Annotated in this window: 15 protein-coding genes; 9 read left to right on the top strand and 6 right to left on the bottom strand. The window is 59.2% G+C overall.

From position 1 onward, the window contains the following. The first annotated feature begins 1 nt into the window (after position 1). The 4 genes from N645_RS0110570 (at position 2) to N645_RS0110555 (ending at position 2305) form a co-directional block, all read left to right on the top strand. Complete coding sequence (locus N645_RS0110570; protein WP_024461481.1) at positions 2 to 637, top strand: tetratricopeptide repeat protein; 636 nt, start codon at positions 2 to 4, stop codon at positions 635 to 637. Between the two features lie 125 nt (positions 638 to 762). After that, positions 763 to 1329: a manganese efflux pump MntP family protein gene (locus N645_RS0110565; protein ID WP_024461480.1), complete on the top strand. Its 567-nt coding sequence runs from the start codon at positions 763 to 765 to the stop codon at positions 1327 to 1329. A 46-nt stretch (positions 1330 to 1375) separates the two neighbouring features. After that, positions 1376 to 1921 (top strand): cytochrome b, encoded by a 546-nt coding sequence (locus N645_RS0110560; RefSeq protein ID WP_024461479.1) that lies wholly within the window; start codon positions 1376 to 1378, stop codon positions 1919 to 1921. Between the two features lie 54 nt (positions 1922 to 1975). Next, positions 1976 to 2305, top strand: coding sequence for a YnfA family protein (locus tag N645_RS0110555; RefSeq protein ID WP_024461478.1), 330 nt, complete (start codon positions 1976 to 1978; stop codon positions 2303 to 2305). Positions 2306 to 2470: 165 nt separating this feature from the next. Here the strand turns inward: N645_RS0110555 and N645_RS0110550 are convergent, their stop codons facing one another. Next, positions 2471 to 3301, bottom strand: coding sequence for a hypothetical protein (locus N645_RS0110550; RefSeq protein WP_024461477.1), 831 nt, complete (start codon positions 3299 to 3301; stop codon positions 2471 to 2473). 83 nt (positions 3302 to 3384) lie between these two features. On the opposite strand from N645_RS0110550, the gene N645_RS0110545 reads away from it, so the two are divergent. The 3 genes from N645_RS0110545 (at position 3385) to N645_RS0110535 (ending at position 5100) form a co-directional block, all read left to right on the top strand. Next, entirely contained in the window at positions 3385 to 4044 is a 660-nt protein-coding gene (locus tag N645_RS0110545; protein ID WP_024461476.1) for a Fe2+-dependent dioxygenase, read from the top strand. Positions 4045 to 4156: 112 nt separating this feature from the next. Then, positions 4157 to 4456, top strand: coding sequence for a hypothetical protein (locus N645_RS0110540; RefSeq protein ID WP_024461475.1), 300 nt, complete (start codon positions 4157 to 4159; stop codon positions 4454 to 4456). An 89-nt stretch (positions 4457 to 4545) separates the two neighbouring features. Next, positions 4546 to 5100: a CBS domain-containing protein gene (locus N645_RS0110535; RefSeq protein WP_024461474.1), complete on the top strand. Its 555-nt coding sequence runs from the start codon at positions 4546 to 4548 to the stop codon at positions 5098 to 5100. 8 nt (positions 5101 to 5108) lie between these two features. Here the strand turns inward: N645_RS0110535 and N645_RS0110530 are convergent, their stop codons facing one another. The 5 genes from N645_RS0110530 to N645_RS0110510 form a co-directional block, all read right to left on the bottom strand. Further along, on the bottom strand, positions 5109 to 6518 hold the full coding sequence (locus N645_RS0110530) for a PTS galactitol transporter subunit IIC (protein ID WP_024461473.1): 1410 nt from the start codon (positions 6516 to 6518) through the stop codon (positions 5109 to 5111). A gap of 297 nt (positions 6519 to 6815) precedes the next feature. Further along, the gene (gene metF / locus N645_RS0110525; protein ID WP_024461472.1) at positions 6816 to 7664 is read right to left on the bottom strand and encodes a methylenetetrahydrofolate reductase [NAD(P)H]; all 849 of its coding nucleotides are present in this window, start codon (positions 7662 to 7664) and stop codon (positions 6816 to 6818) included. 217 nt (positions 7665 to 7881) lie between these two features. Then, the gene (ahcY, locus tag N645_RS0110520) at positions 7882 to 9282 is read right to left on the bottom strand and encodes an adenosylhomocysteinase (protein ID WP_024461471.1); all 1401 of its coding nucleotides are present in this window, start codon (positions 9280 to 9282) and stop codon (positions 7882 to 7884) included. A 237-nt stretch (positions 9283 to 9519) separates the two neighbouring features. Further along, positions 9520 to 10680, bottom strand: a complete 1161-nt coding sequence (gene metK, locus N645_RS0110515) for a methionine adenosyltransferase (protein ID WP_024461470.1) — start codon at positions 10678 to 10680, stop codon at positions 9520 to 9522. A 49-nt stretch (positions 10681 to 10729) separates the two neighbouring features. Then, positions 10730 to 11734, bottom strand: a complete 1005-nt coding sequence (locus N645_RS0110510; protein WP_024461469.1) for a metalloregulator ArsR/SmtB family transcription factor — start codon at positions 11732 to 11734, stop codon at positions 10730 to 10732. A gap of 493 nt (positions 11735 to 12227) precedes the next feature. Between N645_RS0110510 and tkt the strand changes: the two genes are divergently transcribed. After that, positions 12228 to 14225, top strand: coding sequence for a transketolase (gene tkt, locus N645_RS0110505; RefSeq protein WP_024461468.1), 1998 nt, complete (start codon positions 12228 to 12230; stop codon positions 14223 to 14225). A gap of 163 nt (positions 14226 to 14388) precedes the next feature. Beyond that, positions 14389 to 15564, top strand: a complete 1176-nt coding sequence (locus N645_RS0110500; RefSeq protein WP_024461467.1) for a phosphoglycerate kinase — start codon at positions 14389 to 14391, stop codon at positions 15562 to 15564. The last annotated feature ends 143 nt before the right edge of the window (positions 15565 to 15707 follow it).

The raw sequence follows: 15707 nt of genomic DNA, 5'->3' as shown, positions 1-15707 counted from the left end.
CATGAAACGTATCCTGTTGACCCTCTCGCTGTGTGTCGCCTCTGTAGCGGCACTGGCGGAAAAACCCATAGACGGACTGACCGACATTCAACATCGCTGGGCTGAGATTCAGTATAAAATGCCGGAGGCCGAGCGAGAGAAGGCCTTTGAAGCCTTGGCGGAGCAGGCTGATGCACTGGTAGAGCAATACCCCGGGCGTGCGGAACCGTTGATCTGGCACGGGATTGTGTTGAGCACTTATGCTGGGGCGAAGGGAGGTCTGGGTGCCCTGAAACTGGTGAAAGTGGCCCGTAACGATTTTGAGCGTGCGTTGTCGATCGATGCGTCCGCGCTACAGGGATCAGCCTACACTTCATTGGGCAGCCTTTACTACCAGGTGCCCGGATGGCCGCTCGGCTTTGGTGATGACGAGAAAGCAGAGGCCTACTTGAAAGAGGCGCTTGCCATCAATCCCAATGGCATTGATCCCAACTATTTTTATGGGGATTTCCTCATGGACCAGGGCCGCCATGGTGAGGCTCGTCGTTATTTTCAGAAGGCGTTTCAGGCCGAAAGCCGCCCGGACAGACCCTTGGCGGATGAAGGCAGACGAGTCGAGATAAAGGAGAAATTGTCCGAACTGCCCACTTCTGAATAAGCTGGTGTGTGTGAGGTTGCTAGATTTCCGTGGGCCTGAGTGATGATCGGTCGGGTGCGATGTGGTACATTGCCCATCCCCCCTGATCTTAACCTGTGAATGGCTTACGAACTGGATATTTAGTAATGTCACCTCTTGCGCTTCTTTCGCTATCCTTTGCCATGTCGACCGACGCCTTTGCGGCCGCGGTTGGGAAAGGGGCGAGTTTACACCGCCCGCGTTTTTCTGAAGCGCTTCGCACCGGCGTTATTTTTGGTCTGATTGAGTCCATCACTCCGATTATAGGCTGGCTTCTGGGGCGTAGCGCATCCACCCTGGTGGAAAACTGGGATCACTGGATCGCCTTCGCGGTCTTGACTGGGCTCGGCTTGCATATGGTGATCGAAGGTTGCAAACATCAGGAGACACCAGAGGCGGTTATTCAACGGCACTCATTCATCCGTCTGGCGCTAACGGCGGTTGGAACAAGCATTGATGCCCTGGCTGTCGGGGTCGGGCTAGCGTTTGTTGAGGTGAATATTCTGCTCGCGGCGGGTTGTATCGGTTTGGCAACGCTGTTCATGGTGACGACCGGAGTAATGGTGGGTCGGAGTATAGGCTCAGCTTTCGGGCGAAGAACGGAGGTGTTGGGCGGTGTAATTCTGGTTTTGGTAGGTGCTTTTATCCTCAACGATCATATTTCCTTTGTCTGACTATGCTATACCTAACGGAACCGATTTTTTCTGATCAGGAGGTGATATGAGCAGTTTGATACAGACGAGTGGGCGGGAAAGCTACTCCGCGATTTCGGTGATCAACCACTGGATTACCGTGTTGCTGGTGATGGCAATGTTGATTCTGGGGCTGCTGGCATCAGCGGCGCCGGACAGTGCCGAAGGTTTCATCATGTCGGTACACGTCAGTCTCGGCTTCTTTGTGTTCTGGTTTGTGCTTTGGCGGGCGGCCTACCGCGTGCACCAGGGGTTTCCGCCCACTCAGGGGCAAACCCCGTGGCAGCGCCAACTGGCATGGTGGGTGCACCGCCTCGTGTTGGGGTTGCTGGTGCTGCAGGTTTTTACCGGCCCGCTGTACCTGTTCACCGAAAATGAAGGTGTCAATGTGTTTGGCTGGTTCACGGTGCTGATCCCGCTGGAGAGCCTGGCCTTTATCCATGAGCCGGTGGAAGTGCTGCATGTCATTACCGGGCTTTACGTGCTCCCGGCGTTGTTATTGCTGCATATTGTGGGGGCGTTTCATTACTTCTGGCACCGTCGGTCCGTTACCCCCGCCGAATTGGGAGAGTGACCCAGTGGGCTCCGATGGCATTAGAAGCGGTGTGCTCAAGGACGGGAGAGGGCGATGACCTTTATCTGGTTTATCCTCGCCGCTCTGGCGGAAATCGCCGGTTGTTACACCTTCTGGATGTGGCTCAGGCTGGATCGCTCCGCCTGGTGGTTGGTGCCGGGTGTGATTTCGTTGTGCCTGTTTGCGTTTTTCCTGACGCGGGCCGATGCTGAATTGGCCGGGCGGGCCTTTGCCGCCTATGGCGGTGTTTATATTGCGGCGTCGCTGGGGTGGATGGCGTTGGTGGAGCACCGCTCCCCGCAGCTGTTTGATTACCTTGGGGCGTTGGTGTGTATCGGTGGGGCGGCGTTGATTCTGTACGGTGGACAGCGGTTGGGTGGATGATGCCCCTAGGGCTTATCCACCATCAACCCAACCTCAGAGCGATCCGTAGGGCGGGTAAGCAAAGCGCACCCGCCGTTTCGGCACGCACCCCAAACTCCGCGTAGGGCGGGTCGGTCCGACGTTTCGGAGCAAAGCGCACCCGCCGTCTGTCATCAAACCGGAAACCTACTCGAGCTCCCAACCCGCCAACTGAATCCGCGCTGCAGCCCCGTACAACTTACTGGCATCACCCTCGACTGTACCCTCGGGTACCAAAGCGGGCCAGAGTGACGCGACCGCATTCAGCTGCGTCTCCACCTCGGCCACCGCGTCCGGGCTCTCCTGGCGCTGCACATCGTTCAGCAATGCGAGGCGCGCTTTGGCCGCTTCAACAAAACCGTAGGCGTCCTGATATTCGTGAGCATTGACGATCTCGCCGTTACGCACACCGATGGCGTACTCCTCAGCCGCCGTGCGAACCATGCGCTCGATACTGCCCAGCGCGACTTTCAGGCTGGCATTTTGCAGATTCTCGGCATCGGCAATGCCCGCTTCCAGCTCCCGGTGACGCTGCTCGACCATCTCAACGGACTGGCCCTGTTCAACGGCGTCGGCCAGAGCGCTCAGCGCCTCAGCAAAGCCCTCTTCATCGCGAGCGGCGAAGGCGGGCTTCAATCCTGCGTACAACTCATCACCGGGGTGTTTCATGTGGGTGAGCGCCATGTCTTTGTGGCCGGCCTTGTACAGTTGCACGCCCACCCACAGATGGCCGCGCACCAGGCCCAACTGGCCGAGGTAGGCGGCGTCGTCTTTGGTCAGGTCGGCGGCGCCGCCACCCTCACCGCCTTCTCCCTCACCCCCTTCGCCTTCACCGCCCTCACCGGCGAGTGCGGCCACCTGCAGGGTCTGCTGGCTGGCGTGATGGTCAAAGGGCGTGTTGTCGGCGGCCTGGCTGGTGGCGCTGGAGGCAAGCAGGGCGGCGCCCAGGCCGAGCCAGACTTTGCGTTGTTCTTTCATGGTAGAGCTCCCATTCTGGAAAGGGTGGCATAATGCCCTGGATTCTGGCATAAATGAGAGTGAGTCTCAATATAGGATATGCAATGATTCTTTACATTCAAGATGTGCTCGACGCTGGCGCCCTGTCTGCGGTGCAGGAGCGGCTGGCCTCCCAGGCCTTCGATGACGGCGCCACCAGCGCTGGCTGGGCGGCCAAGCAGGTCAAACGCAACGAGCAGGCCCGGGACGACAAGACCCGGGCGGCCATCGTTCGTCTGGTGGAGGAGCGGCTTCGGGCGCACCCCCTCTTTGCCAGTGCGGCGCTGCCCAAAAGCTTTCCCAGAATCCTGATCAATCGCTATGGACCCGGTATGCATTACGGGTCCCACATGGATGATGCAGTGATTCACGGCCAGCGCACGGATCTGTCGTTCACCCTGGGGCTGACACCCGCCGCAGATTACGAGGGGGGCGAGCTGGTGCTGGAGGACAGCACAGGGGACCGGGCCTGGAAGGTGAATGCGGGGGATCTGCTGCTGTACCCCACCACTTACCTGCATCGGGTGGAGGCGGTTCGCACCGGGCAGCGGATGGCGGTGGTCGGTTGGGTGCGCAGCCTGGTGCGGTGCAGTGAACAGCGGGAAATTCTGCTGGATCTGGATACCGCGCTGCGCACCGAGTTTGATGCCCACGGAAAAACCGAGCAGTTCGATCGCCTGAGTCGCAGCCGAAATAATTTACTCAGGCTGTGGCTGGAGGATTGAACTTTGGCCGTCCGCCCCTCATCTAACATAAAGTGTTGTTAAGGCGCTTGTACCTTTGCGCAGGCTCCGCTAGCGTAGATGGACCCATATTGAACTGGCCAACGGAACTTAAATGGTAAATCGCTCCCTGTTCACTCTGCTGCTCGCGCTGCTTTTGAGCGCTAGCCTTTCGGTCCCCGTGGTGGCCGATTGGGGGTATGAGAACGGGAAAGCCTTTGCCGATGTGGCCCTGGACAGCGCTGGTCTCTCGGCGTCATCGTTTGACACGGATTCGGACGATGGCTCTTCTGCCGTGTTTCTTTGGCCGGTGGCCGCCCTCCAGTCGGGGGTGGGTGAAAGCCTGCCGTCCTCGCCCTTCCTGCTTCGAACCTCGGAGCGTCCTCCCGCCCGGGCCTCGCCGGTCCGTTTGTGATTCGATTGATCTTTTAAAGTTTGGGCTTCAGCCCATTGTCGAATCTTGGCTGGCATCCATAGGTGGTGCCCGTCCCGGAGGTAATTCTCATGAAAACGTTAAACATATACAAACTAGATCCTGTGGATCATCTGGTTCAGCCCAGAGAATTTGCGGATCTGACTGAACATTCACCCGCGCTGGATTTGATGACCGACTTTCGCGCCCATCAACCCCACACCGTTGAATCCAGTGTGTCGGCGGTGGGCGTTGCCCGCCTGATGGCTATGGAAGGTGTGAGCTGGAAGTTGGTGGTCGACTCTCAGCAGGAGTTTATTGGACTTCTGACGGCCGAGCGTCTCTCCGAGCAGTACATTCTGGTGGCCCAGACACTGCAGGGCGTGGAGCGTGGCGATTTGACCGCGGGCGATTTGATGTTACCCAGGGCTTCAATACCGGCGCTGGATTTAGAGGCTTTAACATCGGCAACGGTGGGTGATCTGGTACAAGTGCTGCGCGAAGCGGGCGAGACACATAGCCTGGTGCTGGACCGCGATCAGCACCATATCCGGGGTGTCATTTCGGTGGAGGATATCGCCGAGCGCCTGCACCGCGAGGTGCCTATCGCGCCTAAGCGATCCATCGCCCGGGCACTGTCTTCCTAGCGGTACACTCAGCGGCGCTGGAGTGCCTTACAGCGCCGCCAAGTGAAGACCATCATCATTATCAGAACCGCTACGCCGCCAACGGCCCAAAGGTTACCCTGATAAAGCTGGAACAGAAGATAGCGCATTTGATGGCCGCCGTCGGTAAAGGCGGTAATCAGGCCCAGACCCTCGGCATCAAAGCCGGAGGTCTGGTTGGCCAGTTCTGTGTACAGCGGCGCCAGGTGCGTGGAAATCAGCAGGAAGGTGATAATCACCGGAATACCTGCGATCACGGCACGGATCACATTGCCACGAAACATCAATACCGAAATCGACATCACCGAAATCAGATTGGGCAAGTCGCCCAGAGGCAGCACCCGGTTGCCCGGCAGAACCAAGGCGATCAGTACCGCCACCACCATCAGTATCAGGCCGGTGACGATTACCGACTTGTGACTCATCAGAAAACCGGTATCCAGTGCGACCACGAGATTCTTGCGGGACGGAAAGCGCCGCTCGACCTGAGCGCGCAACGCGTGAGTGATCGGCATCATGGCTTCCCCGATCAGGCCGGCACTCTTTGGCAACAGGAACATCACCGCGGCGATGTGCACCGCGAGCTCCAATGTCTGCTTGGTGTCGTAACCGGCGGCAAAGGCCAATACCAGCCCGATCAGCACCCCGATGACCATCGGCTCACTGAAGAACGCCAGCCAACTCATGGAGTGATCCTTCTCGGAACTCTCTTGGCCGTCCTCTTCGGCGCCGGGCACATCGTGGCTGATGGCGGCTTTCTCTGGATTGTAGGACAGGCGGTTGAAACCCGGAATGCGATCAAATACCCAGTTGATGCAGGCGGTGTAAGGCACGATGCCATTGACCGACACCGGCGAGGCCGATACGCCCTTGAGCCCCAGTTCGCGCTCCACATCCGGCGCGGTCCACTCGGTCAACTTGAAGCAGTAAACGGCCAACAACAGCGTGGCCGAAAGCCCCAACACCATGCTGCCGCTGGTGGCCATCACCAGCGCCCCGAGCAGGGCGAAGTGCCAATAGTTCCACAGATCGATATACACCGTGCGGGTCCAGCCCGCCGCGAGCATGAAAATATTCAGAAACAGAATCAACGGAATGGACAGCGCCGCCAGTGGTGAGGACCAGGTAATGGCGGCCAGCGGCGGCCAGCCCACATCGAGCACGTTGTACTCCAGGCCGCGAATCACCATCAATTGCTCTACCGCGGGTTTGATATTCGCCACGAAGAAATCAAAGGCAATAAAGACCCCCGCAAAACCCACCGCCAGCTCAACGGTGCTCAGCAGAGACTTCTTGAACGGCAGCCGGACCGCCAGGGCGATAATGAAAATGATCGCCGGCAGCATGACGTAGGCTTTGAAACTGAAGAATGCGTCGAGGAGTTGCTGGATGGTGTCCACGGGAGAATCCTGGCTGGAAATGGAGTGGGGACTTTAGTGATCCGCCGGCTTAGAGTCAAGGTGACGTTATGCTTGTTGGTGTAGGTTAGGTGTTGGTGTCGGATTACGGCCTTCGGCCTAATCCGACCTACTGGGCAGTGACGTTTTAGTAGGTCGGGTTAGGCCGAAGGCCGTAACCCGACAATTACCTGCCGTAGTATTCGTGGGGCCGAGCGCAGCGGTATAAGCGCGCATCCTCCGCAACCCGACACTCTCGTTGGCACCACATGCCGGCTACCACCGGCGCCGTGCCACGCTTTATTCTGGCTGCAAGCCTAGATTCCTGACGATATTGGCTACCGGCTCGTACTGGTTCATCGTATAGAAGTGCAGGCCCGGCGCTCCGTTCTCCAGCAGTGTCTCACACAGCTCAGTGACCAGTTCTTCACCAAACGCTTTGATGCTGTCGCTGTCATCGCCGTAGGCTTCCAGGCGCTTGCGCATCCAGCGGGGAATCTCCGCGCCGCAGGCGTCGGAAAAACGGGTCAGGTTTTTGAAACTGATGATGGGCATGATGCCGGGCACGATGGGCTGGGTGATGCCCGCCTTGTGGCACTGGTCCATAAAGTAGAAGTAGGCGTCCGGGTTGTAGAAGTATTGGGTAATACCGCTGTTGGCGCCCGCATCGAATTTGCCTTTCAGAAATTTGACGTCGTCGTCGTAGCTCTTGGCCTGGGGGTGGATTTCCGGGTAGGCCGCCACTTCCAGATGGAAGTGATCGCCAAAGTGCTTGCGGATAAAGGCCACCAGTTCGTTGGCGTACACCATCTGGTAGCCGCCGCCGACGCCGGAGGGCATGTCCCCGCGCAGAGCGACAATGCGATCGATACCGGCGTCTTGGTATTCCTGAATCAGTTCAATGATGGTAGCTTCGTCATCACCGCCAAAGGACAGGTGGGGTGCCACGGAAACGCCTTCATTTTTGAAGTGTTTGACGATCCCTTTGGTGTTGTCGCGCGTGGAGCCGCCGGCGCCGTAGGTGACGGAGAAAAAGTCCGGGGCGAACTCGGAGAGCTTCTTGCGCACGTTCAGAAGTTTTTCCCGGCCCTGGTCGGTTTTGGGGGGGAAGAATTCGAAACTTAACTGGGGTTGATCGGTGTCGGTCATTTTGGGTGGTGCTCTTTGGGTTTTTCGTCGATTTGGGTTGGGTTACGGCGGATGCGGGCTTCGCCCTTATCCGCCCTACGCGAACTGGGGGAGTGCGTAGGGGCCGAGCGCAGCGGTATAAATCCGCACCCGCCGTCACACAAATCAGCCATTCGTAGGGCGGATCGGTCCGACGCATCGGAGGCCGAAGGCCGCACCCGCCGTTACCATCACTCAATTAATACTTATAACTCTCCGGCTTAAACGGCCCTTCCACCGGCACGTCGATGTACTCGGCCTGCTGCGGGGTCAGCTTGGTGATTACACCACCAAAACCTTCGACCATGTCTTTGGCCACTTCTTCGTCCAGTTTCTTGGGCAGTACCTTCACGTACAGGTGCTCCTTCTTCTGGTCCTTGGGCAGGTCGGCAAACTTGCGCTCGTACAGGTACATCTGTGCCAGTACCTGGTTGGCGAAGGAGCCGTCCATGATGCGCGAGGGGTGACCGGTGGCGTTGCCCAGGTTTACCAGGCGACCTTCGGAGAGCAGGATCAGGTGATCGTTGCTGTCCTTGTCCCGGTAGATCTTGTGCACCTGCGGCTTCACCTCTTCCCAGTGCCAGTTCTTGCGCATGTAGGCGGTATCGATCTCGCTGTCGAAGTGACCGATGTTGCACACCACGGCGCTGCTTTTCAGGGCGCGCAGCATGGGCGCATCGCACACGTTGACGTTGCCGGTGGTGGTGACCACCAGGTCAGTGGTGCCGAGCACGGTGTGGTTGATGTCTTCGTCTTTACCGGTGTTGACGCCGTTTGTGTAGGCGGAGACCACTTCAAAGCCGTCCATGCAGGCCTGCATGGCGCAGATCGGGTCGACCTCGGTCACTTTGACGATCATGCCTTCCTGACGCAGTGAAGCGGCCGAACCTTTGCCCACATCGCCATAACCGATGACCAGCGCTTTTTTACCGGCCAGCAGGTGGTCGGTGCCACGCTTGATGGCATCGTTCAGGCTGTGGCGGCAGCCGTACTTGTTGTCGTTCTTGGCTTTGGTCACTGCATCATTGACGTTGATGGCGGGGACTTTCAGCTCGCCTTTTTTCAGCATATCCAACAGACGGTGTACACCGGTGGTGGTTTCTTCAGAGATGCCGTGAATCTTGTCCAGTTGCTCGGGGTATTTCTCGTGCATCAGTCCGGTCAGGTCGCCGCCGTCGTCGAGAATCATGTTGGAGTCCCAGACCTTACCGTCTTTATTGACGGTCTGCTCAATGCACCACCAGAATTCTTCTTCGGTCTGGCCTTTCCAGGCAAATACCGGAATGCCGGCAGCGGCGATGGCGGCCGCAGCGTGATCCTGGGTGGAGAAAATGTTGCACGAGGCCCAGCGTACTTCCGCGCCCAGCTCCACCAGGGTTTCGATCAACACGGCGGTCTGGATGGTCATGTGAATGCAGCCCATGATCTTGGCCCCGGCCAGCGGCTTTTCCGCTTTGTATTTGCGGCGCAGTGCCATCAGTGCGGGCATTTCGCCTTCAGCGATGTCGATTTCGCGGCGACCCCAGTCGGCGTCTTTCTGGAATTGTTCGGCGGTTTTGGCAGCGACTTTGTAGTCGGTGAAGTTGGCAGCAATGTTCATGGTGTAGCTCCGGTTAAGCGTTTGAATTCGGTTTGGTGCGAGTGTCGGTTTGGGTGATGGCGGATGCGCGCGTTGCGCTTATCCGCCCTACGCGAACCACGGAGGGCGGCGTAGGGCGTGGTAAGGCCGAAGGCCGCACCCGCCGTTCCCCAGCGATACGCGTTTATAACGCGAACTGCAGAGGGTGGCGTAGGGCGGATAAGCGAAGCGCATCCTCCGTTACCTTACGTCACGCGTTTACAAATACTTCTTGAGCAACTCGGCCCTATCGGTCTTCTCCCAGGTAAAGTCCGGCAGCTCCCGACCAAAGTGTCCGTAAGCGGCGGTGGGCCGGTATATCGGGCGCTTCAGGTCGAGCATGTCGATCAGGCCCTTGGGCCGCAGGTCGAAGTGCTCGCGTACGATTTTGGCGATTTCGTTGTCCGGCAGCTTGCCGGTGCCAAAGGTGTTGATTGAAATCGAGGTCGGCTCGGCCACGCCGATGGCGTAGGAGACCTGAATTTCACAGCGACTGGCGAGGCCCGCGGCAACGATGTTTTTCGCCACATAGCGACCGGCGTAGGCGGCGGAGCGGTCCACTTTCGAGGGGTCTTTCCCCGAGAAGGCGCCGCCACCGTGACGGGCCATGCCGCCGTAGGTATCGACAATGATCTTCCGGCCGGTCAGGCCGCAGTCACCCACCGGGCCACCGATGATGAACTGGCCGGTCGGGTTGATGTGGTACTGGGTATCGGCGTGCAGCCATTCGGCGGGCAGCACCTTGTTGATGATTTCTTCACGCACCGCTTCGTGAATCTGGCTCTGGCTGACATCCGGGTTGTGCTGAGTGGACAGCACTACCGCGTCTACCGCCACCGGCTTGCCGTTTTCGTAGCGTAGGGTCACCTGGCTCTTGGCGTCCGGGCGCAACCAGGGCAGGGTGCCGTTCTTGCGCAGCTCGGCCTGCTTTTCCACCAGGCGGTGAGAGAAGTAAATCGGCGCGGGCATCAGCACGTCGGTTTCATCCGAGGCGTAGCCGAACATCAGGCCCTGGTCACCGGCGCCCTGGTCTTTGGCGGACGCTTCGTTTTCGTCCACGCCCATGGCGATGTCGGAGGACTGCTTGCCAATGGCGTTGAGTACGGCGCAGGAGGCACCGTCAAAACCCACGTCGCTGGAGTTGTAGCCGATGTCCAGAATGACCTGGCGAATCAGGTCTTCCAGATCCACGTAAGTGGAGGTGCGCACTTCCCCGGCCACGATGGCCATGCCGGTTTTGACCAGGGTTTCCACCGCAACGCGGGCGTTGGGATCGTCTTTGAGAATCGCATCCAGCACGGCGTCGGAAATCTGGTCCGCCAGTTTGTCCGGGTGGCCTTCGGATACGGATTCCGAGGTAAACAGTGAGTACTCAGCCATGGGCGGCTCCTATATCAAGGTCGTGAACAGTCAAAGTCATGAATGCTATTTACGGTTGTAACGGATTAACGGACTTAAAAAATTGTCGTAACTGGATCTGAAAACCATTGCGCAAGGCGAAGTAAACGCTCTGCCCTTCGCTCAGGCCAGCATCGAACGCCCAGCGGGACAGATCGTCCGGCTCGAAACCTTGCCACAGGTCGCCGCAGGCTTCCCGGGCCCAGGTCTGCTCATGACGGCACAGGTCGGTTACCAGCAGGGCGCCGCCGCGTACCAGGGCAGCGCTCAGGTCCTGAAAGATGTCCGCTGGTGACGGGGTGTGGTGCAACACCATGTTCACCACGATGCAATCGGCCAACACTTTATGGGCTTTCAGGGCTCGGGTATCGCCACCGATAAACTCGACATTGCTCAACCCTCGCTCGGCCGCCAGGGCTTGAGCGCGCTCCAGCATGGTGGGCGCGTTGTCCAGGGCCACCAGATGCTTGAACCGCCGGGCCAGCACCGGCAGGAACTCGCCTTCCCCCGGGCCCACTTCCAGTGCCAGGTGGTTGTCCGGCAGGGGCGTATTGGCCAGCAGTTGACCCACCTGCTCGGCGTACACCGGATAGCTGGCGATCAGATCCTGCTGGGCGCGGAATTTTTGGGCGTTGTCCGCGAAAAAATGCTGTGAAGCGAGTGCTCGCTCACCGCGAAGGGCCTTTAAACGCTCACTCAGTGCCGCCGGCAGGGGCTCTCGGTCCAGCGTCGCGAACAACTGCTGCTGCAGGGCTTGCAGCGGATTGTCCGGGGCCAGGTAGGCGCGCCGGTAGAAAATCGAGTTGCCCTCCCTCCGCGGCGCCAGCAGCCCTGCGTTGGTCAGCACCTTCAGGTGATGGCTCATGCCGGACTGTTTGGCATCCAGCAACTGGCACAGCTCCAGCACCCCAAAGGAGTCCCGTTTCATGACCCGCAGAATGTCCAGACGCAGAGAATCTCCGGCGGCCTTGAGCAGCTGGGGCAGGGCGTCCGGCGCGAGGGTGTCCGGGTCTGGGAGGGTGTGGGCTTGATTCATGGGAAGGGAGTTTAGCAGGGGTTTGGTTCTATATCAAAATATTTTGATATAGGTGGTTGGCAATGCCCTTAATAGTCATAAAAACTATAACAAGGCTTTACTGTCGGCCTCGGGTAAGGGAAAATAGCGCGCTTTATGATCAATGCAGTGAAAGTTGGGCGGAACAGTTAAAATTCTCCGCCAAATGTCATACAATTAGCGGCCAGCTCAGCCAGGTGGGTCCGATCGTCGGGACGCCCGAGCGTCATACAAGAGCCGTACAATCCGCGTTGTGAGCGCAGAGACCCCAAGAACACAGATGAATACCCCGTGTCCTGACGCTTCCGAATCGACGCGACCGGAGTCCGAGCCAGCGTGACTTGAAGCCGGCAGAGGCCAGAAACCCTGGCCCAGGCGCTGAATCAACTTGGCCCATGCCGCCCTTGCCCGGCGGGCCGTCAGCGGCCGGTAAAACCCAGAACACCCAACCATTATCGAAGGAGCTATTCAAAACATGCCCACTCGCAACGATCTAGCCAATGCCATTCGTGCCCTGAGTATGGACGCCGTCCAGAAAGCCGGCAGCGGCCACCCCGGCGCCCCCATGGGTATGGCGGACATCGCCGAAGTCCTGTGGAATGACTTCATGCAGCACAACCCGCAGAACCCGGAATGGGCCGATCGCGACCGCTTCATCATGTCCAACGGTCACGGCTCCATGCTGGTTTACTCTCTGCTGCACCTGACCGGCTATGACTTGCCGATGGAAGAGCTGAAAAACTTCCGTCAGTTGCACTCCAAAACCCCGGGTCACCCGGAGCTGGGCTACACCCCCGGCGTTGAAACTACCACTGGCCCGCTCGGTCAGGGTCTGGCCAATGGTGTTGGCATGGCGCTGGCTGAGAAGAGCCTGGCGGCCCAGTTCAATCGCGATGGTCACGACATTGTCGATCACTACACCTACGTATTTGCCGGTGACGGCTGCCTGATGGAAGGTATTTCCCACGAAGCCTGCTCTCTGGCCGGTACCCTGGGCCTGGGCAAGCTGATCGTGTTCTACGATGACAACGGCATCTCCATCGACGGTGAGGTCAAAGGCTGGTTCACCGACGATACCCCCAAGCGTTTTGAAGCCTATGGCTGGCACGTGGTGCCGGGCGTAGACGGTCACGATTCGGCGGCCATCAAGGCGGCGATCGAAGCCGGCCGTGCCGAGACTGACAAGCCCACCATCATCTGCTGCAAAACCGTGATCGGTTTTGGTTCGCCCAACAAGGCGGGCAGCCACTCCTCCCACGGCGCGCCCCTGGGTGATGATGAAATTGCCCTGACCCGCGAGAAGCTGGGTTGGAAACACGGTGCGTTCGAAATTCCGGACGACGTCTACAAAGGTTGGGACGCCAAAGAGAAGGGCAAGGCCGCCGAGAGCAGCTGGACCGAGCGTTTCGAGGCGTACAAAAAAGCCCATCCCGAACTGGCCGCTGAATTTGAGCGCCGCGTGATCAAGCGTGAGCTGCCGGCCGACTTCGCTGCCAAGGCGAACGAGTTCATCAAAGAGTGCCAGGCCAAGAAAGAAGATATGCCCAGCCGTAAGGCGTCGCTGAAGTCCATCGAAGCCTTCGGCAAGATTCTGCCCGAGCTGATGGGTGGCTCCGCCGACCTGGCGGGTTCCAACCTGACCATCTGGGACGGTTCCAAGCCGATCACCAAAGAAGACGCCTCCGGTAACTATGTGTACTACGGGGTGCGCGAGTTCGGCATGAGCGCCATGATGAACGGCATCACCGCTCACGGTGGTTTCATTCACTACGGTGCCACCTTCCTGATGTTCATGGACTACGCCCGCAACGCCGTGCGCATGTCCGCACTGATGAAGCTGCCGAACATCTTTGTCTACACCCACGACTCCATCGGTCAGGGTGAAGATGGTCCGACTCACCAGCCGGTTGAGCACATGGCCACCCTGCGCGCCACGCCGAATATGGACGTATGGCGCCCCTGTGATGCGGCCGAAACCGCCACCGCCTGGAAACTCGCGGTCGAGAACAAGGATCGCCCCAGTGCGCTGGTCTTCAGCCGTCAGGGTCTGCCCGCCATGGAGCGTACCGACGAGCAGGTGGAAGCGATTGCCCGCGGTGGTTATATCCTGAGCGATTGCGATGGCGAGCCGGAAGTCATTCTGATGGCCACCGGTTCCGAAGTGGCGCCGACCCTGGAAGCCGCCAACCTGCTGACCGAAAAAGGTCGCAAGGTGCGCGTGGTGTCCATGCCGAGCACCACCCTGTTCGATATGCAGGGCAAGGAATACCAGAACGAAGTGCTGCCGCGCAGCGTCACCGCCCGGGTGGCGGTGGAAGCCGCCCACGGCGACCAGTGGCGCAAGTACCTGGGCCTGGATGGCGCTACCGTGACTCTGGATACCTTCGGGGAGTCCGGTAAAGGTGGCGACCTGATGAAGCACTTTGGCTTCACGGCGGAAAACATCGCCAAAACCGCCGAAAGCCTGCTGTAAGCGGTTCCGGCCGCTCCCCGAGCGCCTCGCGAGAGCGCGCGTCGGCGACGGCCGGGCGCGAATGCGCTATCATTAGCCCGACTCGCCCGAGTCGGGCTATTTTTTTCCGGGGTGGTTGTCAGACCCGACGGCCACCCAGAATGCAACGAATTTGGAGCCATTCATGACCGTAAAACGAATGCAAGACCAGGACCTGTCCGGAAAGCGCGTACTGATCCGCGAGGACCTCAACGTCCCGATTCGCGATGGCAAAATCACCAGCACCGTGCGCCTGGACGGCGCCGTGCCCACGATCAAGAAAGCCCTGGAAATGGGCGCCAAGGTCATGGTGATGTCCCACCTGGGGCGTCCGGAAGAGGGCCAGTTCAGCGAAGAGGATTCCCTCGCGTTGGTCGCCAAGGCGCTGGGCGAGTCTCTGGGTAAAGACGTCCCCCTGATCCGCGACTGGGTCGATGGCGTCGATATGGGCGACAGCGACGTGGTGTTGCTGGAGAATGTGCGCTTCAACAAGGGTGAGAAGGCCAACGACGACGAGCTGGCCAAGAAAATGGCCAAGCTGTGCGACGTGTTTGTGATGGACGCCTTCGGCACCGCACACCGCGCCCAGGCTTCTACTCACGGTGTGGCCAAGTACGCGCCCGTCGCCTGCGCCGGTCCGCTGTTGGCCAACGAGCTGGATGCCTTGGGCAAGGTACTGGATAACCCGGAGCGCCCGCTGGTGTCCATCGTGGGTGGTGCCAAGGTCTCCTCCAAGTTGAGCGTGCTGGACTCGCTGTCCAAAATCTCCGACACCCTGGTGGTCGGCGGCGGCATCTCCAACACCTTTGTGGCCGCCGCAGGTTATGAGGTCGGTAACTCTCTGCACGAGAAAGACCTGATCCCCGAAGCGCAGCGTCTGACCAACACCACCGAAGTGATTTACGCCACCGATGTGCGTACCACTACCGCCGGTTTCGATGACTGGGCTAACGACACCCCGACCGAAGAGAAAAAGGTCGACCAGATCGGCGCCGATGAAGAAATCATCGACTACGGTCCGGAAACCGCGGCGCGTGTGGCGGAGATTATCAAGAACGCCAAAACCATTCTGTGGAACGGCCCCTGTGGTGTGTTCGAATTTGATGCCTTTGCCAAGGGCACCAAAGTCGTGGCCGACGCCATCGCCGAGAGCAGCGCCTTCTCCGTTGCCGGCGGCGGTGACACTCTGGCGGCCATCGACAAGTGGCACCTGGCGGACAAGATCTCCTACATCTCCACCGGTGGTGGCGCCTTCCTGGAGTTTGTCGAAGGGAAAGTATTGCCGGCTGTAGAGATTCTGGAGCAGCGCGCGAACGATTGATGGTTATCGTCACGCGAAACAAAAAGGCGGCCGCGTAAGCGGGCCGCCTTTTTTTGTGGCGGCGGATGCGGCCTTCGGCCTTATCCGCCCTACACAGAGTCCCGTAGGGCGGATAAGGCCGAAGGCCGCATCCGCCGTTACCA

The organism is Marinimicrobium sp. LS-A18, from assembly GCF_000463525.1.
Lineage (GTDB): Bacteria > Pseudomonadota > Gammaproteobacteria > Pseudomonadales > Cellvibrionaceae > Marinimicrobium > Marinimicrobium koreense.
The sequence above is the reverse complement of the archived record's forward strand: the minus strand, read 5'-3'. Positions and strand labels throughout refer to the sequence as shown.